Source organism: Psychrobacter sp. D2 (assembly GCF_013608135.1).
In the GTDB taxonomy this organism is placed as follows: domain Bacteria; phylum Pseudomonadota; class Gammaproteobacteria; order Pseudomonadales; family Moraxellaceae; genus Psychrobacter; species Psychrobacter cryohalolentis.
In genome coordinates, this window is the sequence record NZ_JACDXZ010000003.1 from 94,988 (window position 1) to 120,799 (window position 25,812).

The window sequence follows — 25,812 nt, forward strand, 5'->3', positions numbered from 1 at the left end:
TATACGCTCTCATCCATTTATAAGCTGCCCGTTTAAAAGTCTCCCTTTTATATAAGTAGAACATACCATGTCTGTCCCTTTACCTCGAACCACACTCTCTTTACGTCTTGCATCTGCCTTAGCCATGGCGACCACACTTGCCGCTTGTCAAACCAGTACCATTAACGCCAATCCCGTGACTGCGGTCAAGAATCCAGTGCCTGAAAACATAGTTACCAAGGACGCTCAGCCATCATCAGCGCTGACTATGGATATCTCTGGTCGCCATGAATATCAGCTGGAAAACGGTTTAAAAATAGTGGTAAAAGAAGATCATCGTGCGCCTGTGGTGATGACACAGATTTGGTATCGGGTAGGCTCAGCAGATGAGCCACTCGATAAAGGTGGTATCTCGCATGTGCTTGAGCATATGATGTTTAAAGGCACTAGTAACGTTTCAAGCGCTGATTATGAACGCTTAATTGCTAAGTTTGGCGGCGTTAATAATGCCTTTACTAGCTATGATTATACGGGTTATTACGAGCTGTTCCCTGCCAACCGTTTTCCTTTAGCACTTGAGCTTGAAGCAGATCGGATGAAGAACTTGGTATTTAACGAAAAAGAGTTTGCTAAAGAGCATCAAGTTGTCATGGAGGAGCGTCGTCAGCGGACTGATGATAATCCACTTGCCAAGGCTTATGAGTCATTTCGTTTGCTGGCCTTGCCAAATAGCCCCAAAGGCGAGTCAGTCATCGGACCTATGAGTGAGCTTGAATCGATTACGCTCTCAGACCTAAAAGACTGGTATAAAATATGGTATGCACCAAATAATGCCACCTTGGTTATCGTTGGCGACGTTGAGCCCGCTGAGGTTTTAACCCAAGTAAAGCGTTATTTTGATGAGCTAAAACCGAGTAAGCTGCCAAAACGTCCTGAAGTGAGTCAAAAAGGCTTTCGCGGTTATCAGCAAGTAGAGTCTGAGCAAGCAGTACAAGTGCCTGTATTGCTGATGGGCTATAACGTACCAAGCCTTGTGACAACAGATGCCAGCAATGAAAAACAAGCCTATGCACTATCGCTTGCGCAAGACGTATTGGATGGCGGTTTATCGGCGCGACTTGAGAGCCGATTGGTACGCGAGCAAGGGCTCCTGACCACAGTGGGTACGTCTTATGATCTATTAGATCGAGGCGATGGGCTATTTTTGATACAAGCGACTCCGCGTGAAGGCGTCAGCTTAGCGCAAGCGCAGCAAGCCATCATCTCTGAAATAGAAAAGCTTAAAACCGATCCAATTGCCACCGATGAAATTGAGCGCGCCAAAACCAATACGGTCACTGGTCTGGTATACGCGCAAGACAGCATGGAAGGTCAAGCGCGTATAATTGGCTCACTACAATCTATCGGTCTCGATGATAGGTTACTTGCTCAGCTACCCACCAAAATGAATACCGTAACGGTTGAAGACATACAAGCAGCTAGTAAAAAGTATTTGGTCAAAGACAATTTGACGGTCATGCATATTATCCCACCTAAAGAACCAGTCAAAAAGGTCGTTAAGAAAAAATAAGGGTACTGTAATATTGGATAATGTTATCAAATATCATGACTCAAAATACCAATGACTAAAACGCTATTAATAAGAAGAAAGATATGACTCAAAATCCTACTCTCCATGCTAAAAAGAATACTGTTCTGGTGTCATCAATAAAGCCAACATTTAAGCGACTACCCTATTTGAGTATGGGCTTATTTTTGGGGCTGACTACTTTGACCATGACTGCGCAGGCTGATGGCATTACTGGTGAGGATTATCGTACTCAGGCATCTGCAGTCGATGTCAATGCACCTATTGCTGCCTTGTCTAAGTTGACTAGCCTTGATAATGCCAAGCCTTTAAAAGTCACCGTCCCAAAGATTCAACAGTTTAAGACCAAAGCGGGTGTGCCAGTACTTTTTGTACCGACGACGGCATTACCCATTGTCGACATCGATTTACGTTTTAATGCTGGTAGCGCGCGCGATGGCAGTATCAGTAGCACAGGTTTTGGTATCGCCAATATGACAGCGACTATGCTTGAACAAGGCTCAAAACGTTTAGATGAAAACGAATTTACTCGCGCGGTTGAAACCTTAGGCATCAATCTAGGCAGCAGTGCCTATAAAGATATGTTTACGGTCTCATTACGCAGTTTATCTGACGATAAACATCTATTACCTGCCATCGATTTGATGACCCAAATGCTCATCGAACCAAGTTTTAATGAACAAATTTTAGCCCGCAATAAAGCCCGTTTATTGGTCGGCTTACAGCAACAAAAACAAGACCCAAACAGCCTTGCCAGCCTTGCTTTTGATAAAGCACTCTATGGCAGCCATCCTTATGCTCATCCTTCTGTTGGCACCCTTGAAACAGTACCTAATATCACAAGACAACAGCTGATAGATTTTAAAAATCGCTATCTGGTTGCCGCCAACGCTAGCCTTTCTATGACAGGTAATCTCACTTTAGCGCAAGCCAAAAAACTGGCAGAAAACATCACGGCGGGTTTACCTACTGGTCAAGCAGCGCCTATTCTGCCTGAACCAAAACTATTGACGAAGTCTCAGCATATTCATATTCCCTTTCCTAGCACTCAAACGACAGTACTGATGGGACAACTGGGTGATAAGCGTGCAACGGATCCGCAAGCGCAGCAGAAGCAAACCAATTTTGCTGTCGGTAATGAAGTGCTCGCAGGGGGCGATTTTAATGCACGACTGATGACGGAAATCAGACAAAACCTTGGCTATACTTATGGTATTTCAGGCTCAATGAGTCCGATGCTGACACGTGGACCTTATCAGATAGGTTTTTCGACTCGCAATGACAAGGCTCGTGCTGCGATTGATGCTAGCTTAGACGTTATTAATGACACGTTAAAAAATGGTATTACTAGTACTGAGATGAAGCTGACCACGGACAATTTAAAAAACAGCTTCCCAATGGGTTTTGCCAGTAACGCTGGTATTAATGGTTTGCTTGGTATGATGAATTTTTATCAGCTACCAACAAGCTATCTTAGCAACTATGTCAATCGTATCGAACAAGTCAAATTAGCAGAGGTGAATCAGACCCTGCGTGATACTTTAAAGCCTGATGACTTCTTAATTGTGACCGTTGGTGAGATCAATCCTTGGGATAAGAAGGCGGCTAAATAGTTAATTTATCTTTCATAGTGCTATAAAAAAGCTCAGCCCATTATATATACGGGCTGAGCTTTTTTTCTATCTTAGAATTACCGTTAGTAGCGGCAGGCAGAGCTGCTACTGGCATGATTAAAGCCCCATTTACGATAACCATCGGTATCTAAATGTATAGCACCAGTGAAATATAATCCTAGACCAAAATTGTGCGACTGACCCTGATATTGCCAAAACTCACATAAGCTGTCTTGCATTCGGCTCAGCTGCCATGGACTACTTTCATAATCTGGCACCCAAATATCAATCGCGCCAGCTGTCATATGCTTACTACTACTCGCGCCGCCCGCGCAGTCATTTAATCCGGGACTACGATATACCGAGCGTATCTCACTGTTTGCTGGCAGAATCCCTTGGCTTTTCAGCTGACTATATAGCTGCAATGTCGGTACAATGTTTGACCACAGCTCCTGAGGAGGCAGCTGATACGGCTCATAGCCACATTTGTCCCAACTGCGAGCGGTGGTCAGTAGCTGTGACAAAGGCGGTACGTTTCGATCGCCGACACGCGCGCTTAAATAGCGCTGATAGTTTGCTACTTGGCTTGCGCGATAGCTATTACTGTTGAGCCAAGTATTAAAATCCATGCTGATAAAATCATTGTAATTGTTATTACCCGTGCTATAGGTGGTGTTATAACGCGGCGTACTTCTATTGGTAATGACACGTTTATTCTCTTCTATTGATAAGCTGGCATCAAATTCAAACTCACGCTGCTTTTGCTGAATCAGTCCTTGCATACTATCGCCACTTGATCCGCTTAAAATAGTCACCCCTGCATTATAAGGCACTCTTTGTGCAGATGGCGTGATATAGGTATTGGCATTGCTGTTGTTCACACTGCTACCCTGACGTACTTGGATACGGCGCTCACTATTATCACTAATAATAGCGGCATGGGCACTCATAATGCTGGCACAAATACAGAGTGCAATAATAGGCTTGTGGATTTGCCTGTAAACTTGTTTTGTTATTTCGATCATTGCAACAAACACCGCTAAAAACGTTTTATCGATACTATCAAATTTTAAGCAAGCAAGCTAAACTATCGTCACCAATTGGCAGCGACTTATTCGTTATTAACACTTATCCTCATTATTTTTATATTGACGTTACTTTATTACCGACAAGTTACTTTTTTTATCATCTAATCGGTTAAATGCCCTATAATTATCGATTTTCTTAAGTCTTCTGCTAAATATAGCCCTTCTTCCACGCCAACTGCCAGTCACACTTTGCCTATGTCTTCTAACCCGCAATATCGTTTTTCCCGACAGAGCCACCATTTCGGTCAAGGTCAGACACCGACCTTTTGGCAACGTAGTCATATTGACCCTTGGTTGACCCTTTTATTATTGACCGTTTGTTGTATTGGGCTAACGATTTTATATAGTGCAGCCGCTCAAGATACGAGTATGGTGCTACGACAAATGGTCAGCTATGGTGTCGCTTTTACCGTTATGTTTATCATGGCGCAGATACCACCAAGCCTTTATCGTACTTTTACGCCCATCTTTTATGTATTAGGTCTGATACTACTGGTGTTGGTTGATATTATCGGTGAAGTACGTATGGGGGCGCAGCGCTGGATTAATCTACCAGGATTTGGCAGTGTGCAGCCGTCAGAGTTTATGAAGCTTGGCATGCCTATGATGTGCGCGTGGTTTTTGTCTAAGCGTGATCTGCCCCCTTCACTACCCAGTATTGGCATTACCTTGGCGTTAATTGTGGTGCCAGTTTTATTAATCGCTAAAGAGCCAGATCTTGGCACTTCATTATTAGTCGCTGCTAGCGGTATCTTTGTGCTGTTTTTGGCAGGGCTATCGTGGCAACTGATAGCTGGTGCGGTTGCTTTGTCGATCCCGCTTGTTGCCTTTGCTTGGAATTTTTTGTTACACGACTATCAGCGTACCCGTGTACTCACACTATTCAATCCTGAGGCAGATGTGCAAGGTGCTGGCTGGAATATCATTCAGTCCAAAACTGCTATCGGCTCCGGCGGTCTAACGGGTAAAGGCTATTTAGAGGGTACGCAGTCGCATTTGCATTTCTTACCAGAAGGTCATACCGACTTTATTATCGCAGCCTTCTCTGAAGAGTTTGGCTTGCTTGGCGTCATACTATTGATGTTTATTTATGCATGCTTATTGACCCGCGCCTTATATATTGCCTTTTCTCATCCTGATACTTATAGCCGACTATTAGCAGGCGCGATTGCGATGTCGTTTTTTGTGTATGTCTTTGTCAATGTTGGTATGGTCGGCGGTATTTTACCTGTCGTTGGTGTACCTCTGCCTTTTATCAGTTATGGTGGTACTGCCATTGTTACTTTAATGGCAGGTTTTGGTTTACTGATGTCCATTCATACGCACAAGTCAGACTAAGTATCTCCGTTTTTATACCTAAAGAGACAATATTTTAATAATACGGTCTCTTTTTTTATACCCTTTATAAGTCCTATCAAGGTGCAATGAATTTTTCAGAAATTAAGTATTCAATAGCTTGTGTCAGTATCTAAAATAGTGAAAATGGCGATGATACATAGATGGCTGAATACATAAAGAAAACATAACATAGCATGTTTAAAAATTGAATCGATTAACAAATAACCGCACAAATTTGACTTAAAATCTAGTTACTAAGTAACTATACGTAAAGATAGAATGTGCAAAAATCTTAGTAAATAAGTTAATTTTTGCCCATTTTATTTGTAATCAATTATACATGAACTATTATAAAAACTATAATTTTATTACTCCTTATTCAATCATAAGATTATGATTTAATTACTAATATTTTCAAATACCACCCTTACAGATTATACCTAATATTCAGTATTTAGGATTGAATACCAGTCTGTTTTATTCCTTGTCTTTTACAATTATTTGCGTTAATCTCGTCTTAGTGTCATTTATACATAACCCGTACAGACCTACTAAGAAAGTTAGCATTTAATTATATTGTCGTTGTAGCTCATCCGTATAGTTAGCAACTTGTAGATTTTAGACTTTCAAAGTCACTACTTAATTAACGGTTTAATAACAAACTCATACGTAAAACTCTCGAAACCCTTTATTAACTTAGCAATGTTAAAAAGGCTGTTTATCGAATATTAGTATCTGATTTTAGTTGTTGATGAATATTTTAATTAAGATTGTTAACTATCATTTGAGCGTGTCATAAGTGGATTATTTACAATCATCAATCTAGTTATGATCATGAATTAAAAATTACCATACGTTAGAACTTATAAAAGCCGAACGATAAAATCAGTCATTATAAAGAAGATAGATTGATATCGGTTTTGGAGTTTGCGGTATTGTTAGATTGGTCTAACACTATCTCGCTCAATCTAAGATGTTTTTAGAGTTAGGTTCTAAGGTATAAGTCATAGAGGTATTTATGAATAAGCGTTTATCTGGTTTACTTACAATGTCAGCGGTACTATTTGCTGGCTCTGCAATCGCTTCTAATGCAAATGCTGTAGAATCAAGAACCTCCCTTGCTATGATCTCGCAAGATAACGCCTCCCATATCGACCGTGTACTTGGTGAACTTAGTCGTCAACATGACGGCGCATCAAGCTTAGTCAAGTCTGCACGCCAACCTGCTTCATTAGCGCTTAGCAGCTCACTGTTAGCCAGTGATACCGCCCAAGTCAGTAACGATGAAGATGTGTTAGAGCGCTTAACAGCTGTTGCCTCTAACTCTGTCAGCAAATTCAAGCAAACCGGTTTAGCTTCTTGGTATGGTCGCCAGTTTCATGGTCGCAAAACCGCCAGTGGCGAAACTTTTGATATGAATGGTTTAACGGCTGCACATCGCTCATTGCCATTAAACTGCTATGTTAGAGTGACCAACAAAACCAATGGTAAAAGCGTCATCGTTAAAGTAAATGATCGTGGTCCGTTCCATGGTAATCGTGTGATGGATTTATCTTATGGTGCTGCCAAAAAACTTGGTATTACTGCTAAAGGTGTCGGCAACGTCGCTATTGAGCGTGTTTCAGGACCTTCTTCTTAAACCATTAACGTTTTAGACCATTCGCGGTTTAAGCCTTTAACGGTTTTGTACAAATATTTTTAGATTTAAATAAAAGCGCCTAACTAATTGATAGTTAGGCGCTTTTTCGTGTCTTAAATTTACAAGGTTTATAGTTATAAATGTTAGATCAACAAACTATAACTCGAATGCACTGGCAATCGCATCATCAAGACGTTCGACTGCAATGACATTAATGCCTTTAAACTGCGGCGCATCTTTGGCAGGCGCATTAGCTTTAGGAATAATGGCATGTTTAAAACCATGCTTCATCGCTTCCTTTAAACGCTCTTGTCCATTGGGTACAGGACGAATTTCTCCTGATAACCCCACTTCACCAAAGACCGCCAATGACGATGGCAAGGCTTTTTCTCTAATGCTGGATGCACAGGCTAATAATACTGCCAAGTCCGACCCTGTTTCTATGACTTTGACACCGCCAACGACATTGACATAGACATCTTGCCCGCTGGTATGGATACCGCCATGGCGATGCATCACTGCTAACAGCATAGACAAGCGCTGAAAGTCTAATCCTAATGCCATACGTCTTGGTGAGCCTTGCGAGTCATCAACTAAGGCTTGTACCTCTACCAATAATGGTCTTGTGCCTTCTCGGCTAACCATAACCACAGAACCCGCCACGGGCTTGTCATAGCGACTCAAAAATATCGCTGATGGATTGGCAACCTCCTTTAGTCCCATATCCGTCATGCCAAAAATACCTAGCTCATTGACCGCGCCAAAACGGTTTTTGACGGCACGAATCATCCGAAAACGCGAATCAGACTGACCCTCAAAGTACAATACCGTATCAACCATATGCTCAAGAACGCGGGGACCAGCAAGCGTGCCTTCTTTGGTGACATGTCCCACTAGAAACAGCGCTGTACCTGTTTGCTTAGCATAACGTGTCAAAATCGCCGCTGACTCTCGAATTTGACTGACCCCGCCTGGTGCAGAGTTAATCGCATCAGTATAAATAGTCTGAATGGAATCAATAATAGCAATCGCTGGCTGCTCTTGAGTCAAGGCGGCACAAATAGTCTCGACATTGGTTTCAGCAAGCACACGAAGTCTGTCCGCAGGCAAATCCAAGCGCTTTGCCCGCATAGCAACCTGTGCCAATGATTCCTCACCAGTCACATACAGAGCGCTTCCTGCCAGTGAATCCGCTTTTGCCATATTGGTCGCAGTTTGCAATAGAATGGTCGATTTTCCGATACCGGGATCACCACCAATCAGTACCACAGAACCTGCAACCAATCCACCACCCAACACACGATCAAATTCACTAATACCCGTCGGCAACCTAGTATCTAAACCTACGCTCACCGCATTGAGCGGCATCACAGCACTATGCGTTCCTGCATAATTGCCCGCTGGTGCACCCGCACCACTTGCATTACGAGGTATGGCGCGACCAGCATTGGGCTTTGCTACGTTTTTATTATGATGTGGCATACTGACGTTAGGCGCTTCAGACAAGGTATTCCATTCGCCGCAATCACTGCATTGCCCTGCCCACTTGCCAAAATGAGCACCGCAAGCTTGACAGACATAACTGGTTTTATTTTTTGCCATAATATAGAAGCCTTATGCAGGTGTTCAAGTTTAAAATAGAGAGTATATGAAAGGGAATGACGCTTATAAGCGTATTTTTGAAGATAAGAACTAAAGTATAAATATTAAGATAAACAAGCAGTTGCTGTAAGAAGCAATGTTTTATAGAAGGATTTTTGCGAACGGCACAATATAGAGATTGCTGACTAAAAATGCAAAGTAACAAATCTTATGTCAGCATAATTCAGTAATCAATCAATTAGTCTATACCTGAAAGTCTTTACCAAGATACACAGATTTCACCAGCTCATTTTCCAGAACTTCTTCTGAGGTACCCTCAGCAATGATAGCGCCTTCTGAGACGATATAGGCTTTTTCACAAATCGCTAAAGTCTCACGAACATTGTGATCAGTGATTAACACACCGATACCACGTCGTTTGAGCGCTAAAATGACATCTTTGATATCACCGACAGAGATAGGATCTACACCGGCAAAAGGCTCATCTAATAAGATAAACTTGGGGTCAGCTGCTAGAGCGCGAGCAATCTCACAACGACGACGCTCACCGCCTGATACGCTCATACCTAGAGATTTTCGTACATGTTCTAAGTGAAAATCACCAATGAGCTTTTCAAGCTCTTGACGCTGCTGGTTACCATTCAAATCTTTACGAGTTTGTAAAATGGCTAAAATATTGTCTTCAATGGATAGCTTACGAAAAATAGAGGCTTCTTGCGGTAAATAACCAATACCGGCACGCGCACGCTCATGCATAGCATATTTAGATAAGTCCATATTTCCCAAGGTGACACGGCCTTTATCCATATTGACCAGACCGACTACCATATAAAAACTGGTCGTTTTACCGGCTCCATTTGGACCTAGCAATCCAACGACTTGCCCTTGCTCAACAGAGAATGAGACATCTTTGACGACCCAGCGCTTACCATAGCGCTTACCCAAGTTTTGCATCGACAAACGAGCGACCGGCTCAACAGCATCATTCGCTGTTATGGTTTGGTTTGCTGCTAAAATGGCATTATTTTTATTATCATTCATAACTTACTCATAAGGTGGTCGCATTTAAATGGATAGCAACCACTGAAATGTTTAGTCTTTTGTTTATATTTATCGCAGGTGTTATGACTTAAGTCGTCATATAGCCTAACGTATACCACTCTGGCTGGTACTATTGTTAGGCGGGAATACCAATTCGACGCGCTGATTGCCGCCAGCAGTCGCTTCCACATCACCAGCTTTTAGGCTATAACGAATGACATTACCTGCGAAGCTTGCACCATTTTGTACCAATTTCGCATTGCCCGTTAGCGTCACGATACCCGTCACAGCATTATAGTCAATCTTATTTGCCTGACCTTTTGCCAGACCTTTTTCTTGCGTCACAACTTGCTGCATCGTCGCTGGACGCCCTGTTGCTACTGCAGAATTGATACTTCGACCTTGTGATAAATTGACAGTGATATTATCAGCGGTCATCTTAAACGTACCTTGAGTAATAACTACTGTACCAGAATAACTTGTAATACCGCTACGCTCACTATAAGTGGCTTTGTCTGCCAATAATTTAATAGGCTGATTGGCATCTGATGGCAAAGCATGGCTGTATAGTGGCAGCGCCAACAGCATAACCACTGGCAGTGCACGCAATCTATGCGACACTTGAATAGAGCGTGTCGATAGCAAGCGTAAAGTAGGCAAAGAATTAGATTTCATGAAAATTACTCGTTTTATAATGGGTAGTAGAGTTTGCAAACTTCCTGCTAGATGCTTCACTGAATAATATGCTAATTAAAACAGGGCTTTGTCTTGACGATCAGCGGGCGTAAAAGAGACAGCCACTTGACCAAATTCATAGTCGCCCGTTTCAAGATTGGCTTTCATACTCGATGCCTCAAAACGGTTCATACCTTGTTCAACCTTAACTGGCTCATTACTATACACTTGACCTGACTTGGTATTGCCTTTCAATGTGGCACCAGTGACCTTAATAGGTTCAACTTCAGGCTTAGCTGTTTTACCTTCACTGATTAAAGAGAAACCGCCCGATAAGCTCAGCTCGCCCGTCTGCTGACTGATAGCCGCTGTACCCGCTTCAATACGATAACGCTGCTCATCTGACGGTTCCCAGTTCATGGTAATGCCTTTCATCTCATCTTTATTGGTCACCGGATTGTGCGTCAATGACTCAGCGCTCAGCTCATATTCGGTCTCGCCTTGCTCATTGGTTTGTACCGCTTTAATATCTGTTGCTTCATAATCGACATCAGAGGTTTCAATATTGACTGCCGGCGTGATTTCCCCTTGCTGCTTAAAAAACCAACCAGCAAGACCAGCGATGATCAAGGTAATGACTATTAAAACACGAGTATTCACGATAAGTCATCCTGATTTTTTACTTCATCAAGCGTATAGTGCGCGATAAAGTCTTGGTAATGTCCATGACCCTTTAAAATGAGATCACATACTTCACGTACGGCACCTGTACCGCCGGCTCGCGTGGTTACCATATCACTGCGATTGATAACCTCTGCTTGGGCATTTGGCACAGTAGCAGCAAATCCTACTGTTTGCATGGCTTTGATATCTGGCAAATCATCACCCATATAAGCGCAATCAGCAGCCGTGATATTAAGTGCCGGATCAAGGCTTGCAAGCAGCTCGTTTAATGCTACTAACTTATCATCACGTCCTTGGACAATATAATCTACACCAATTTCAGTGGCGCGTTTATCGACCATAGAACTGCTACGACCGGTAATAATCGCAGTCAAAATACCATAACGGGCTAATGACTTGATGCCTACACCATCATAGACAGAAAACGCTTTGGTCTCAACACCATTGGCATCATAGATAATTTGACCATTTGATAAAATACCATCAACGTCCATGACCAATAACTTCACTTGTCCGGCTTTCTTGATTAAGTCTTGCATCAGTCATCTCTTTTATTAATAGATATTCTAATATAACGTTTATTTTACACCAGCTTGTAGTAAATCATGTACCGTAATAATTGCTTCTAGGCGCTGGTCATCATCGATAATAAGCAATTGACTGATAGCATTCTCATTCATCACGCTAAGCGCATCTGATGCTCGCATGGATTTACTGATACGACGAGGGCTACTCACCATCAGCTCACGCATCGGGGTCTGCAAATCAATGCCTTTTTCCAATCCTCGCCTTAAATCACCATCGGTAAATATACCCACTACTTTTTTCTCAGCATCTGTGACCACCGTCATGCCCAATCGCCCAGCTGACATGATAAATAGTGCTTCTTGTAACGGTGCCTGCTGATTAATGAGTGGCAATTCCTCTGTCTTAGTATGCATCAAATCTTCTACGCGGGTCAGTAATTGACGACCCAATGCACCTGCAGGATGTGATAACGCAAAATCTTCTGAGGTAAAATTGCGGGCATGCACTAAGGCAACTGCCAATGCGTCACCGAGTGCTAGAGTTGCTGTGGTACTTGAGGTAGGAGCCAGATTGAGCGGGCAAGCTTCTTGCGACTTACCAAGAGTCAAGATAATATCCGCAGCATGTGGCAGCATACCTCGTTTATCTCGACTGATACTAATCAGCGGAATATCTAAGTGCTTGACCACAGGCAAGAGCATTTTTATCTCATCTGACTCGCCAGAGTTAGAGATGGCAAGCAACACATCCCCTTTGACCAACATTCCGAGGTCACCATGCCCTGCTTCACCAGGATGCATAAAGAACGATGGCGTACCAGTGGACGCAAATGTCGCCGCTATCTTACGACCAATCAATCCCGACTTACCCATCCCTGTCACAACCACACGACCTTGACATGCCAAAATGATGTCACAAGCCTGAGCGAATCTATCATCTATTTGCTCGGTCAGTAATGCTAGTGCCGCCTTTTCAGTATTGATGGCATCAATAGCGGTACTAATAAATTGCTCATGGGTTAGATTGCGTTCAGGACTATTCATACAGTGGCTCTATATTTTATTAATTTTTTTGTTTTCAATGACTCTATATTTTTGGCTATATTCTTATAATTTGATGAATCATTTTACTATACATTTTATAATACTATGAACCATATTAATAATTATGGTCAATATTAATATGATGCTGTAGGAATACAGCCATAAGGCTATCGTGGGTGCATTAAAATGTTATTACTTATAAGAGTATCAATACAAAAAAACCCACTATAATAGTAGGTCTCAATATGATATCTCATGTCTTAGTAGGAGGGTCTAAGAGTTGCTATCATCAGACTCGTCATTAGGTTTGTTGTCATAACCCACATTCTCTGACGGCGCTTCAAAACCACGATCTTGACCAAAACCACCACGCTCAAAACCGCGATCTTGACCTTGACCAAAGCTACCGCGCTCAAAGCCGCGCTCTTGGCCTTGACTAAAGCCACCACGATTAAAGCCACTACGATTGGCAAAACCCCGTTCTTCAAAGCCGCCACCAGTAGCTGGATTTGCGCTACCGCCACGCTCAAAACCACCGCTCACACCGCCACTTTGACTCGGATAGCCCATTGGTGCTGCGCCTTGGCTTTGAGTAGTCGCGCTTGGCGTTGTGCTGCTACGAGGATTACGTGCTGGGACGACTGTTGAGATAGCATGCTTATATACCATCTGACTGACGGTATTTTTCAGCAAAACCACATACTGATCGAATGATTCTATTTGACCTTGCAGCTTAATACCGTTCACTAAAAAAATAGAAACAGGAATGCGATCTTTGCGTAGTGAGTTCAAGAACGGATCTTGTAAAGTTTGTCCTTTTGACATGAAATCTCTCCTAAATATTATATAATTATTGTTAGCGCCAATTATTTTAAGGGTTACTGCAATTATAATGGCTAAGGGTAGATACAATAATAAGTTTTATTTATAAAACGTATCTAAAAAATAAGTGCTAAAGCTTGTTAAGTCATTCTACTTTATCGTGAATATGTCATTATTTTCATAAATTAAGTAACCAAGTGTTGCATGGGTCACCTCTATCACCAAATGTTGATGAATAATCACTAAAAAGCAGTTAACGCTTGCAACAGTTAACACTTTCATATAATCAAATTATAACAGTTATATACATTATACTTTGAAACTAATTGTCATTACTTTGGTATCTTTGTATGATGTTATACGGTCATGCTGTGTTTTTATTACTACAGCTCGACCATTAATATTACAGAACAATAATAGTCTGACAAATCTAGATATAGGCAAACGACTGATATCACTTATTAAACCAAATACGCTCTCGCCTGCTCCATAGTGCTAAATGAGTGCAATATTAACTTATTTTTTTGAAAATCTGTCAGATCATCAGAGCCAACAATGGATGTCGACGACGCTGTTATTGATCCTATTGCAGGCACTGCTGCCGTATTAGACAGTTGTATCACTTTTCGCAGCCACGTGTATTGGCGCTTTGCTAACTGCCTTGTAGCATATAATGCCTTATTTTGCATTTGCTGACAAGCAAGCGCTTCGGTTTGGGCAGTTGCCATTGGTAGATGCGTCTGAGTTATGCTACTTTGAATCGTAGTATCTTGCTCTTTACTTTCGTTACTTGATGGTTCCGATTGAGCAAAAGCATCATAAAACTGCGCTTTATCCAAATGGGGCTGTTCAAATACAGGGTGATTAATCTGTACCAGATACTCTAATACTTGTCGATAACCAACACAGCGCATCGAAGGTAAGCTTGGGGTCAGAGGATAATGCTCAAGCAAACTGATAACCTCTGCTACCAATCCCTCACGCCACATGATATCTAATCGCTGCTCAATACGCGTATGCAACCATGGACGGTCTGGCATAACCGCCAATGCATGCCACTGCTGATTGGGATTATGTGCCAATGCTTGCTTGGGCTGACGCTGCCAGTCACTAATAGGAATATCAGTTTGCAAATATACTTCAACAGCACGGGTAATACGCTGAGTATCGGTGGCATTAAGGCGCTCATGACTAACAGCATCGACTTTATCAAGATAATCATATAGTGCACTGATGCCTTCATCTTGTCGCCACTGCTCAACGCGCGCGCGAACGCTGTCATCACTATCAGGCACTGGTGAGAGTCCATCAAGTAATGCCATGTAATACATCATCGTACCGCCGACCAATAAGGGTATTTTGCCATTCTGATGACAGCTATCAATCAATCTTGCCACATCATTGACAAACTCAGCGACACTATAGCTTTGCATAGGATCAATGATATCGACCAAATGATGGGGGTATCGTGCCAGCTCAGCAGCATTTGGTTTTGCGGTACCGACCGTCATGTCACGATACACCAATGCTGAATCTACCGAAATCAGCTCATAACGACCGCTATCATAAAGCTCATAAGCCAAAGCGGTCTTACCACTCGCGGTTGGTGCCATCAAGCACACCACGCTATTGTCCGCCAAATTGGGACTTAAGTAAGAAGATAGGCTATCAGACGAAAGTCGCATATACTTGCCTTTGATGGTCATGGTTTTAAGAACAATAAGGTAAATTATTGATAACTCAGCGATATGTCTTAACTATAGAAAATACGCTATTTTCCCAATAGCGCTATTTAAGCGCAGATGATAACATCAATGTGACTAATTGATGACTATCTATAGAGTGGATAGCATATTTGCTCAGTATAGCTTCCATATCTGCTACAAAAGCTTGTGCATCTTGTGATGACATCTGCTTAATTATCTTCGCCAATTGCTGATTAATAGTAGTGCTATTTAATACTTTGGCTTTGTCATACATAGTGCTGCTAAAGATAGTTGACTCAAACAATACTTTTAATCTTGACTGCCATCTCTCAGCGCTAATTAGCGCACACTGTCCTTGATAATAAAATAGTAGCCAAGGCAGCGCTTTATCGTCATTGCTATATATAACTGAAGAAGCTACCAGACCAGTAACACTATCTATAACTTCTAAGCAAACTGGTAAAGATGGTGTTTTTACAGAGTGACTATTAACAGCATGACGACTGTCTTCTATAGGCTCATCAATATGTAAGTCTCTAATACTTTCGGATAACGACTCATTTTCTGACAGCTGATATGGTTGCTTAGGAGCTTGAACTTTCTGACTTGCCGTTGCATTGTTGGTAGATGATGTTATTGCGTCTAACGCATTAAACGACTGTTTTGTGGAGATATTATCATTTGGTGCTCGCTCTTTAGAGCGAGCAATTTTCGCGGTATTAAGCCCTCTTAGCTTCGCACGAACCGCATGACTTAAATGTGCCATGATATTGTTCAGTGGGCTAATCTTGATACGCTGCTTGGAAGGATGAACATTAACATTGATCCACTGAGTTGGTAATTCAAAATAAAGCGCATAACCCATACCTGCTAGCTGTACACTTTGAGCCATTTGACGAAGCTGATTGCTAATTAATGCCTCTTTTACCAATCTGCCATTTACATAAATAAGCTTTGGTAAATTATGGTTGGCATCATGACTTGCCCACAACCAACCGCCAATACTCGCCGCTTGCATAGTGCTTACATTATCAGCATATCTACCATCAACATGAGTAGCAGAAGAACTTCCAAATTGCTGCGTTAGGCTAGATAAATCAACCGCGACTTCAATTGCCTGCTCTGTAAGTGCCAATCCAGTCGCTTGCTCCAAACGTGATAACGGCAGATAATTTTCAGTATCTTTATTTATGGTGTTAACCGATAGTGATAGCCGTTTTTTATTATCATGAAAAAGCGTCAGCGCCACATCAGCGCGTGCTAAAGCCACTTCACGGACAATCGTTTCAATATGACTGAACTCAGTCGCGATGGATTTCAAATTACCGCGGCGTGCTGGTACGTTGAAATATAAATCTTTGACTGTAATAGTAGTACCGCGATGATGCACAACCGGTATCAGTTTTGGCGTATTGCCCAATATACCGGCAACTTGCAACTGACGCCCAATCCCGCTGCTATCATGGCTACTGGTTAAGGTCAAACGGGAAACAGCAGCCGTCGCTGCCAGTGCTTCCCCGCGAAAACCCAACGTTGTAATACCATGCAAGTGTGCCACATCAGCGACTTTGCTAGTGGCATGACGCGTGACTGCCATGACCATATCATCAGGATGAATCCCAACGCCATTATCAATCACCTCAATCATACCCATGCCACCTTGGGTAATGCGGACCTCGATATCTGTGGCATGAGCATCAATTGCATTCTCGAGGAGCTCTTTGACCACCGCTGCTGGACGCGTCACGACTTCACCCGCTGCTAATTGATTAATAAGCAGCGGCGATAGTTTTTTAATGCGTGTATTGGTGTGGCTATGTAGCATTGATGGGTATCATATATTGAAAATAATAGAGGCAGACTTTAAGGCTTTAAACATCTGTAGCACGATTTGGACTAAAGATTTAGACTGGATAAGTCAAAACCTTGTGCTTGTCCTGCCTTTGACAATCGTATTGCAACTTGGCGAGATTCTTTATCATCATTGCTATTACTTTGAGTCATATCAATAAACATATTAGGCAGCGGCAAATAGCTGTCCGCACGGCTCGCCCATTCAATGATAACCAACGCATTTGGCTCATCCAAATACTCATCAAAGCCAATAAAAGACAGCTCTTCTGGATCTTGCAAACGATATAAATCAGCATGATAAACAGGTGTAATTGCGCCGTCATTTTGGATAATACTATAAGGCTCAACCAAGGTATAAGTCGGACTTTTCACCGCTCCTTTATGCCCTAGCGCCTGCAACCAATAGCGAGTTAATGTGGTTTTACCTGCACCCAAATCTCCTGCCAGCCATACACTACCTGCCAGCGGCAAAGCTGCCAATTGCTCAGCCAAACGCTGGGTATCTTTTTCTGAATGCAGCGTCAAAGTCTGCAAGTTCTTACCACCACTTATAGCTGTGTCTTCAATCGTTTGATTATTATTCATTAAACTCAATCTACCTGTACTTGCATTGTGACTGCTGGATTAACGAAACTCTCACCACGTATCAGTTTGGCATATAGCTCAGGGTCATGCCACTCTGCACATACTTGCTCGCTAAATTCAAACTCTTCTAGTGTTAGCTTGCCCATTTGCTCATTGCTCACATCATCAGCAAAACACTGCGCGTAACCAGTTGCCGTTTCATGGGCAATCACCGAATACACGCTGACATCCGCTTCGCCATTTTGCATTTGCGTCTGTTGCAAAATCTCTTGTGCCCAAAAGAATATCACCCGCGAGAACTGCTCTGCTGATGGCGATACCGGCAAGCTGATCCAGCGTGCACTGAATTTCTTACATGCAGCGATGTACTCATGATCGTCTTTACTCCAAAAACAAATCGCATGATCAAAGCTGTCGATAATGTCTTTAATAGAGGATTTTAATAAGCCAAAATCATAGACCATCTGCCCATGATCTAAACGCTTGGCCTCAAGTATCAGCTCAATCTGATAGCTATGACCATGAATCGAGTGTTTGCAGCGCTCAGAGCTACAATTACGCACAATATGGGCGTTTTCAAATTTAAACAGTTTACGGATACGCATAATAATCAACCAAAACAGTAAGCATCATTGTGCTAAATAATAATAGGATAAAGGTTTGCCGCGATTTATCGGCTTGCGGCTCATTATAGCAAATCGTGATGTATTCGTAAGTAAGCACTTATTAACGCCAGCGTCCATTTGCGTGAAGCTAGCTATTAATCACCCTTAGGGCTATACTGATTTTAATAAGTATTAATCGGTCACATAAAAGGACAATATCATGAGTAAAGGTCAAGATAGTAAGAAGAACGTCAAAAAGAAGCCGCTGTTAACGGCAAAAGAGAAAAAAGCGGCTAAACAATCAAAGAAAGATGATAATGGTAGCATCTTAGGAAAGCATTAATAGTAAGTGCCTCAATATGCCAATCGAACCTAATGGTTTGATTGGCATTTTTTTATTTATATAATCAGTGAAAAACAATATCGATACCTTATTGTACTGCTGGTATTCATTTTTCTTGCTTGCTGTGCCTACGCAGACAGAGGCTAAAAAAAATTTATACCAGCATTGCCGTAGCGTTTTTAGGGTATTTTGACTGTATATTGGATTTACTAAATCTTGAATTAATAAGCTTTAATTTGCGCACTTTGACTCATAATTTAGGCACTGCGCGGCGCAAACATAATAATAGCCATGCCCAATAAAGCGATAGCAGAACCCACTATATCCCACGTCGTTGGGCGTATACCATTCACCGTCCACAACCATAAAATCGCCATCGAAATATAAACACCGCCATAAGCGGCATAGACCCTACCGGCAGCACTGGGATGTAATGACAGCAGCCATACAAAAGCTATCAAACTCAGGGCACCAGGTATGAGTAGCCAAATTGACTTGCCTTCTCGTAGCCACAGATAAGGCAGATAACAACCTGCGATTTCAGCCAGTGCAGTAAGAGCAAAAAGCCCTACTGTTTTTAATTCAGACAAAACTTACTCCTCGACCGTGATAAATCCCGTCAAATAATGCACAGCATGACCAGAGATAAGCACTCTATCTCCTGTAACCACACAATCTAGCACCCCGCCACGTTTTGACGCTTGATAAGCAACCAATGTATTTTTACCCAGTCGCTGTGCCCATAATGGCGCTAATCCAGTATGAGCCGAACCCGTAACTGGGTCTTCATCACCACCATTGGCAGGCCAGAAGTAACGTGAAATGAAATCGTAGTCTTTGTAGTGGGCAGATTTAGCCTGACAAGTGACAACTACATCTAGAGGCGCAAGTTGTTTTAGCGCGTCATTATCACGCTCTACATTTAACACGTCAGATTCCGAGTCATAAATCACAAAATATGCCTGTGAGTTTTTATAGACTTCAATAGGGACAATAGACAATCCTGCCAGCAAACTATCAGGGATATTACTGACTTTCTCAGGCTTAGTATTGGGAAAATCCATCTGTATTTTATCATGAGCGGTTTGCTTGACCGCTAAAACCCCAACTGCTTCAGCTGAAAACTTAATAGACGTCAAAGTAGGGTTTTTCTTAAACAGTACAAAGGCAGAAGCCAAGGTCGCATGACCACAAAAATCAATCTCCGTAAGCGGTGAAAACCATCGAATGTGATAAGTGCCTTTATTATCCAAGACTATAAAAGCTGTCTCTGATAAGTTGTTTTCAAAAGCAATAGATTGCATAAGTTTCTCAGACAACCAGCTTTCTGTAATGATCACTGCCGCTGAATTGCCTTTAAACACAGTATCAGTAAAGGCATCGATAACATTGATTTCTAATTGCATATTACGCTCTTATTTTTATGATAGGGATATCGCTGATTTACGGTAAAAAATACCCTGTTGCTGATAAAAAATAGGTCAAAATTTTGCAGCCTTTATCAGGCTCTATCTAAAGGATTGTCGCATCGGTTTGAATAGCTTATTTGTAGACTATAACTCAGTATCTATCATCCCCTGTATTTTCCTACAGACTCTCGAGCTTACCTTTTGCAAATCAGTATACATCTTTGAAAGATTTGCATTTACTATTTGGCGATTATAGACAGAGTACAATCATAGCTAAGGCAATAGCTGGGGCGCGATATAATCTTTCAAATTAATGGTGGCTATCTTATCAGCCCAATTTGGCTCAGTTGGATGCGGTAAACTATCTAAAACCGTCAAAGGCTTCTGATAAATTGTTTTAAAAGCATCCATAAACCCAATTGCAGTATCGCCGCAAGGTACGATAATAATATCAGCTGGCGCTTGCTCAAGCACTTCAGTTAATCGGCTAACAAAGTCTTTAAAAACACTGTTTTTCTTCAAATCTACAGGTACTTTATTCGGATTACTTTGATTTAAATTTTGTTTGATAGCTGCCAATTCATTTACTTTTGCTAAGTCTTCACTATTTAAAGCGCAAGGGTAAAACGCTTTATTCAGTGGCAACGTAGAGCAGTTCAAAATACCCAGTGGCTGATAGTTTGATGCTTTGATATTACAGCCTAATGGCAATTGGGCATCAAAATCCTTTAAATACCCTTGAGTCATCAAAAACTGAGTGAGCTCAAGCGCCGACTCGCCTGCCGCTGGATGTTGATGGATATATTCATTCATATAGGGAGATTCTAGAATAAATAACACTTTTAACTTTTTCACATCCTCAATCAAGTTAAATACTTTATATTTTTCTAAAGACATAGCAATTCTCCTTATGCCATCTATAGCTATCAGTTTTATGATACTCGTTCTTATTATAGAAGCAGATACGTAAAAAAGCACCCTATCGAGTCTGCCTCAATAGGGTGCTTTTTATTTAACGAACAATAAAAACCAACACGACAATTTAGATATCAAACTCAAGCGCTCTATCGCCCTCGCTGTCTTTGATGCGCGTAGGCAGACCAATTTTATTCAATAGATTGATAAATGGCTTGGCATCAAGCTCTTCAACGTTTACCATTTTTCCTGCATCCCACTCGCCTGTAGCAACTAGCATCGCTGCGGCGACTGGTGGCACGCCTGCGGTATAAGAGATACCTTGACTACCAACTTCATTATAGGCATCTTTATGATCTGCGATATTATAGATAAATACCTCACTATCGACGCCATTAATCTTGCCTTTGACCTTGTCACCGATACAGGTTTTACCGGTGTAATTTGGCGCAAGTGAACTTGGATCTGGTAGGACCGCTTTCACTACTTTTAATGGAATAACTTCTTGTCCTTCAGCAGTCATCACTGGCTGCTCAGACAATAAGCCCAAGTTTTGTAGAACGGTAAAGACATTGATATAATGCTCACCAAAGCCCATCCAAAAACGAATATTGGGCACATCTAAGTTGGCTGATAAAGAATGCACTTCGTCATGACCACTTAAGTAACTGTTTTGCACACCAACAACAGGCAAGTCATCTGTACGCTTTACTTCAAACATCTTATTAGACTGCCACTTACTGTCCTGCCAAGAATAAACCGTACCAGTAAATTCACGGAAATTAATCTCAGGATCAAAGTTGGTGGCGAAGTATTTACCATGACTACCAGCATTAATATCAATAATATCAATATCAGTCACTGAACCTGCATCCATCATGTCATAGCCAAGACGTGCATAGGCATTGACCATACCAGGATCAAAACCTGCACCTAAGATCGCAGTGACATTATTATCGGCACAACGCTGTTTGCGCTTCCATTCATAGTTGTCATACCATGGCGGCGTCTCGCAAATCTTGCGAGGATCTTCATGAATAGCGGTATCAATATATGCTACGCCAGTCTCAATACAAGCTTCCAATACGGTCATATTCACAAATGCCGAACCGACATTGATAAGGATTTGAATACCCGTATCTTCAATCAGCTGTATCAGCGCTTGGGTATCCATGGCATCGACTTCATGCGTGTGCAATACCGCTGGCTGCTTGAAGCTGTTCTTTTCTATAACGCTCTGAGCGATGGCATCGCATTTATCTTGGGTACGTGAAGCGATATGAATCTCGCCAAGTACGTCATTATGCATCGCACATTTATGCGCGACTACTTGAGCGACGCCGCCAGCACCGATAATAAGTACATCTTTTTTACTAGGCTTAACTTGTTGGTTTGTGTTCAAAGAACAATCCTCCTTTGTGTCCCTGTCGATACCATTGATATTGGCTATGCAAAACAGAAACGAGTGAATGATATGCGTGAATTAAAAAGGAAGACCGAGGAAAACCCACGCACCCGTTAGACAAATCCTACTGTGTTTGCCAGTAGCAATTATAACAATTTTTACTGGCTTTTCGGCAAAAATTACAACATAACTTAAAAACGTCAAAGCGAATAAATATTTATAGATAGTTGTTTGGCATTACCATTTGGTCATGCCAAATATGCATCTAATGGCGTTATGACAAGCTCGCCTTATAATCTTGATAATCAAACTCGCGTTGGATATCAATGCTGCCATCTAAGCGGCGAATGACAATCGCTGGCATATTCACGCCATTAAACCAGTTTTTCTTCACCATGGTATAGCCTGCTGCGTTGCCAAAAGTAACGGTGTCACCTACTTTTAGCTTGTTTGGCAAGGCATATTCACCAAAGATATCGCCTGCCAAACAAGAACGACCATAGATAATCGTATTATCAGCTGATTTAGCATTCTCGCTTATGGGTGCAATGTTGGTAGGATCGATATCAAGAGAGGCGATATTAATTACATCACTATTCACAGCTGCTATCGGCGCTGACTCACGGTAAATCAGCAAATCAAGCATATGTGCTTCAATGGATGAATCTACTACTGCTAGGTTTTTTTCATTGTGCATCGTATCTAAAACGCTTGTGACTAGCGTGCCAGCACCATGAATACTTGCCTCACCCGGCTCAAGGTAGACTTGTACGCCATATTTTTCACTAAAGCCTTTTAACCTGTCAGCCAGTTTCTCTAGTGGATAATCAGGGGCAATAAAATGAATGCCACCGCCCAAACTGACCCATTCAAGCTGCTGCAAAACATCACCAAATCTGGTTTCAATATCAGCTAAGCTGTCACTAAATGCCTCAAAACTGTCATTTTCACAGTTGTTATGAATCATGACACCGCTAATATCACTCAACACGGCTGCAATTTTATCTTTATCATGCTCGCCAAGACGACTAAACGGACGCGCAGGATCGGCAATAATGAATGACGAGTTGCTGGTCTTTGGATTTAAGCGCAGCCCAACCGGTATGTTTTGCGCTGCTGCTTGATCTTTAAACACATTTAACTGGGAGATTGAGTTGAAGATAATCTTATCGGCGTAGCTGAGCACTTCAGGCATCTCATCCGCGCTGTAAGCCACGCTATAGGCGTGAGTTTCTTTTTTATCTTTGCTACTAGCATCGCTATTTTTACCAAAAGTCTCATAACCCAATCTGACTTCATTGAGCGAAGATGACGTCGTACCATGCAGATAAGGCTGCATGATATCAAAAACGCCCCAAGTCGCAAAACATTTGAGCGCAAGCAGTGCTTTTGCGCCAGACAACTCGCATAGGCGAGCGATAATCTGCATATTGGCGACGATTGCGGCTTCATCAAGCAAGTAATATGGCGTTGATGGTAATGATGACTGAGTGTTTTGTAGCGAATTTTTTGTATTCATAAGGTTTACCTAATAGCTGCTGCTCGTATCATGACAGACATAAATATTTGCGATATAGTAGACTAAATCTATCATAATTAGAATAGCTTATGTCTCTCTCAACCGATTATTCCACCTCAAAAAGCCATGTCAATTTATCGTCACTTGATCCAAAAAACATAAGTTTAGAGTATCTCGATTCAGAGGCGTGTGCTGTATTGGATTTTTGGTTTGATAAGGACAATGAACAGTATTGGTTCGAGCAAAGCCATGAATTTGATCAGCAAATAAAAGAGCGGTTTGGTAAAATTTGGCAAGCAGCAAAGCAAGGGGAATGCGTCACTTGGCGCATTTCAGAAGCAGCAACCGACTGCAACAGCTCCATTACCGCTTTAGCTGGGCGTCTGGCAGAGATCATCGTTTTAGATCAATTTTCACGCAATTTATGCCGCAATAAAGCGGAGGCCTTTGCGCAGGATGGTATGGCACTGGTGTTGGCTCAAGAAATCGTATTGCAGCCACATTTTTCTACCTTACCAATGACATGGCGCAAATTTGCTATTATGCCGTTTATGCATTCAGAGTCTTTAAGGATTCATAGTCGCTATCTGCCATTATTTGAGCAGCTCGATGATGCCATTACTTTAGATTTTGAGCAGCAGCACAAAGAGATTATCGAGCAGTTTGGGCGTTACCCACATCGCAATAACACGTTAGATCGCGAGTCAACTGCAGCAGAGCTAAAATTCTTACAACAGCCTGACTCTTCTTTTTAGTCATCTACTCTCTAGAATAATGTCCAATAAGAAAGGTTTGCTGGTTGCCAGTAAGCTTTTCATCAGCTTAAATATTGCTTAGGCTATTTATAAGTTTACTTACTCCCTATATGTTCACGCTATCTCTTTCATGTTCTTACTTTATTAACAAATCTTTAGCACGTACGCTCTAACGCCTTTCTCACTGGTGCAAAGCTACGTCTATGAGCGGGCAACACACCATACGTTTCAATCGCTTCGAGGTGCGCTTTGGTTGGATAGCCTTTATGCTTGGCAATGCCATATTCAGGATGCTTAGCGTCAAGCGCGTACATGGTTTTGTCACGGCTAACTTTTGCCAAAATACTGGCAGCGGCAATACTGGTATGACGAGCATCACCCTTGATCCATGCTTGACAGTCAACTACTTCTTCTTCGACACCAAGTTCTACGAGCCTTGCATAATCTAAATCTGGACAGCGATTCCCATCGAATAAAACTTCAGCATGCAGCTGGTGTACGTCTTGTGCCATGTCATTCAAATGATAAGCAATGACCTCTAACATTATCTCAGTACATAAACGCATCCCAAGCATGGTAGCTTGTAAGATATTCACTTGGTCAATCACTGCCGCTGGTATTTCAGCAATGACATAACCAATGGCATGTTGCTGAACCAATGGATACAGCATATCGCGCTTTTTTTCGCTCAACTGCTTGGAATCCGTCAGTATAGATAAGGGCGTATCTTTGAGAGGCTGCCCTTCAATCAGTCCTGACCAAGCACGTGGTAATATTGCCGACGCAACATTCACGCTGCCCAACAATGGTCCACGCCCTGCTTCATCGACACCAATCTGAAGCACTGAGCTCGTATCACTCTGTGCAATAGTGTTCGAATATTGCGCAAGTAATTCGTCGATATTAAGTTGACCAGATAAATAAATGGGAGAAGCCAAATTAATATATTGTCCTTTTATATCAATCTGTTCGATACTGTGTTCAATTTTTAAAAGATTACTCTCTATATGTAGCATGCTATTCATTAATTTTATTGTCTTATTTTATGAAATGAAAAGGTATGTAATGAATTTTTT

The 25,812-nt window shown here is 41.9% G+C and carries 23 protein-coding genes and 1 pseudogene; 6 read left to right on the forward strand and 18 right to left on the reverse strand.

The genetic code is table 11. The features are described 5' to 3' along the window. Positions 1–67 precede the first annotated feature (67 nt). Together H0262_RS05100 and H0262_RS05105 are read left to right on the forward strand one after the other, a co-directional pair. Positions 68–1,549, forward strand: coding sequence for a pitrilysin family protein (locus tag H0262_RS05100; RefSeq protein ID WP_181209931.1), 1,482 nt, complete (start codon positions 68–70; stop codon positions 1,547–1,549). 83 nt (positions 1,550–1,632) lie between these two features. Beyond that, positions 1,633–3,180 (forward strand): pitrilysin family protein, encoded by a 1,548-nt coding sequence (locus H0262_RS05105; protein WP_181209932.1) that lies wholly within the window; start codon positions 1,633–1,635, stop codon positions 3,178–3,180. Between the two features lie 83 nt (positions 3,181–3,263). On the opposite strand, the gene H0262_RS05110 is transcribed toward H0262_RS05105, so the two are convergent. Further along, entirely contained in the window at positions 3,264–4,130 is an 867-nt protein-coding gene (locus H0262_RS05110; protein WP_409033820.1) for a D-Ala-D-Ala carboxypeptidase family metallohydrolase, read from the reverse strand. A gap of 333 nt (positions 4,131–4,463) precedes the next feature. Here H0262_RS05110 and rodA point away from each other — a divergent pair, with 333 nt between their 5' ends. Continuing rightward, positions 4,464–5,606: a rod shape-determining protein RodA gene (rodA, locus tag H0262_RS05115; RefSeq protein ID WP_011513816.1), complete on the forward strand. Its 1,143-nt coding sequence runs from the start codon at positions 4,464–4,466 to the stop codon at positions 5,604–5,606. 1,291 nt (positions 5,607–6,897) lie between these two features. Then, positions 6,898–7,245: pseudogene (locus H0262_RS13275) on the forward strand (septal ring lytic transglycosylase RlpA family protein); the annotation flags it as partial. 156 nt (positions 7,246–7,401) lie between these two features. Here the strand turns inward: H0262_RS13275 and radA are convergent. The 11 genes from radA to H0262_RS05175 form a co-directional block, all read right to left on the reverse strand. Next, complete coding sequence (radA, locus tag H0262_RS05125; protein ID WP_181209934.1) at positions 7,402–8,847, reverse strand: DNA repair protein RadA; 1,446 nt, start codon at positions 8,845–8,847, stop codon at positions 7,402–7,404. Positions 8,848–9,090: 243 nt separating this feature from the next. Further along, complete coding sequence (gene lptB / locus H0262_RS05130) at positions 9,091–9,888, reverse strand: LPS export ABC transporter ATP-binding protein (RefSeq protein ID WP_181209935.1); 798 nt, start codon at positions 9,886–9,888, stop codon at positions 9,091–9,093. Positions 9,889–9,993: 105 nt separating this feature from the next. Continuing rightward, positions 9,994–10,563: a lipopolysaccharide transport periplasmic protein LptA gene (gene lptA, locus H0262_RS05135; RefSeq protein ID WP_011513820.1), complete on the reverse strand. Its 570-nt coding sequence runs from the start codon at positions 10,561–10,563 to the stop codon at positions 9,994–9,996. Between the two features lie 75 nt (positions 10,564–10,638). After that, positions 10,639–11,223 carry an LPS export ABC transporter periplasmic protein LptC gene (gene lptC, locus H0262_RS05140; protein WP_133104580.1) on the reverse strand — a complete coding sequence of 195 codons (585 nt, stop codon included), beginning with the start codon at positions 11,221–11,223 and terminating at the stop codon, positions 10,639–10,641. Further along, a complete protein-coding gene (locus H0262_RS05145) occupies positions 11,220–11,786 on the reverse strand; it encodes an HAD family hydrolase (RefSeq protein WP_149409482.1) in 567 nt (188 codons plus the stop codon). The genes lptC and H0262_RS05145 overlap by 4 nt, the downstream gene beginning before the upstream one ends. 39 nt (positions 11,787–11,825) lie before the next feature. Continuing rightward, positions 11,826–12,818 carry an SIS domain-containing protein gene (locus tag H0262_RS05150; protein ID WP_133104578.1) on the reverse strand — a complete coding sequence of 331 codons (993 nt, stop codon included), beginning with the start codon at positions 12,816–12,818 and terminating at the stop codon, positions 11,826–11,828. A 273-nt stretch (positions 12,819–13,091) separates the two neighbouring features. Next, the gene (gene hfq / locus H0262_RS05155) at positions 13,092–13,643 is read right to left on the reverse strand and encodes an RNA chaperone Hfq (RefSeq protein ID WP_181209936.1); all 552 of its coding nucleotides are present in this window, start codon (positions 13,641–13,643) and stop codon (positions 13,092–13,094) included. Between the two features lie 458 nt (positions 13,644–14,101). Beyond that, complete coding sequence (gene miaA / locus H0262_RS05160) at positions 14,102–15,325, reverse strand: tRNA (adenosine(37)-N6)-dimethylallyltransferase MiaA (RefSeq protein WP_259275411.1); 1,224 nt, start codon at positions 15,323–15,325, stop codon at positions 14,102–14,104. 103 nt (positions 15,326–15,428) lie between these two features. After that, positions 15,429–17,171 carry a DNA mismatch repair endonuclease MutL gene (mutL, locus tag H0262_RS05165; protein WP_181209938.1) on the reverse strand — a complete coding sequence of 581 codons (1,743 nt, stop codon included), beginning with the start codon at positions 17,169–17,171 and terminating at the stop codon, positions 15,429–15,431. A gap of 71 nt (positions 17,172–17,242) precedes the next feature. Beyond that, a complete protein-coding gene (gene tsaE / locus H0262_RS05170) occupies positions 17,243–17,785 on the reverse strand; it encodes a tRNA (adenosine(37)-N6)-threonylcarbamoyltransferase complex ATPase subunit type 1 TsaE (protein WP_181209939.1) in 543 nt (180 codons plus the stop codon). 5 nt (positions 17,786–17,790) lie between these two features. Continuing rightward, the gene (locus tag H0262_RS05175) at positions 17,791–18,390 is read right to left on the reverse strand and encodes a 6-carboxytetrahydropterin synthase (protein WP_181209940.1); all 600 of its coding nucleotides are present in this window, start codon (positions 18,388–18,390) and stop codon (positions 17,791–17,793) included. A 220-nt stretch (positions 18,391–18,610) separates the two neighbouring features. On the opposite strand from H0262_RS05175, the gene H0262_RS13135 reads away from it, so the two are divergent. Then, entirely contained in the window at positions 18,611–18,733 is a 123-nt protein-coding gene (locus tag H0262_RS13135; RefSeq protein ID WP_020443648.1) for a hypothetical protein, read from the forward strand. 257 nt (positions 18,734–18,990) lie between these two features. Here the strand turns inward: H0262_RS13135 and H0262_RS05180 are convergent, their stop codons facing one another. The 5 genes from H0262_RS05180 to H0262_RS05200 form a co-directional block, all read right to left on the reverse strand. Further along, a complete protein-coding gene (locus H0262_RS05180) occupies positions 18,991–19,323 on the reverse strand; it encodes a YnfA family protein (protein WP_181209941.1) in 333 nt (110 codons plus the stop codon). A 3-nt stretch (positions 19,324–19,326) separates the two neighbouring features. Beyond that, positions 19,327–20,139 carry a PhzF family phenazine biosynthesis protein gene (locus H0262_RS05185; RefSeq protein ID WP_181209942.1) on the reverse strand — a complete coding sequence of 271 codons (813 nt, stop codon included), beginning with the start codon at positions 20,137–20,139 and terminating at the stop codon, positions 19,327–19,329. Between the two features lie 276 nt (positions 20,140–20,415). Then, complete coding sequence (locus tag H0262_RS05190) at positions 20,416–21,039, reverse strand: hypothetical protein (RefSeq protein ID WP_181209943.1); 624 nt, start codon at positions 21,037–21,039, stop codon at positions 20,416–20,418. Positions 21,040–21,184: 145 nt separating this feature from the next. Continuing rightward, positions 21,185–22,459, reverse strand: coding sequence for a saccharopine dehydrogenase family protein (locus H0262_RS05195; protein ID WP_011513832.1), 1,275 nt, complete (start codon positions 22,457–22,459; stop codon positions 21,185–21,187). A 277-nt stretch (positions 22,460–22,736) separates the two neighbouring features. Beyond that, positions 22,737–23,981 (reverse strand): carboxynorspermidine decarboxylase, encoded by a 1,245-nt coding sequence (locus H0262_RS05200; protein ID WP_181209944.1) that lies wholly within the window; start codon positions 23,979–23,981, stop codon positions 22,737–22,739. 89 nt (positions 23,982–24,070) lie between these two features. Here H0262_RS05200 and H0262_RS05205 point away from each other — a divergent pair, with 89 nt between their 5' ends. Next, positions 24,071–24,736, forward strand: a complete 666-nt coding sequence (locus H0262_RS05205) for a DUF924 family protein (protein WP_181209945.1) — start codon at positions 24,071–24,073, stop codon at positions 24,734–24,736. 155 nt (positions 24,737–24,891) lie between these two features. Here the strand turns inward: H0262_RS05205 and H0262_RS05210 are convergent, their stop codons facing one another. Continuing rightward, entirely contained in the window at positions 24,892–25,761 is an 870-nt protein-coding gene (locus tag H0262_RS05210; protein ID WP_181209946.1) for a ribonuclease HII, read from the reverse strand. Between the last annotated feature and the right edge of the window lie 51 nt (positions 25,762–25,812).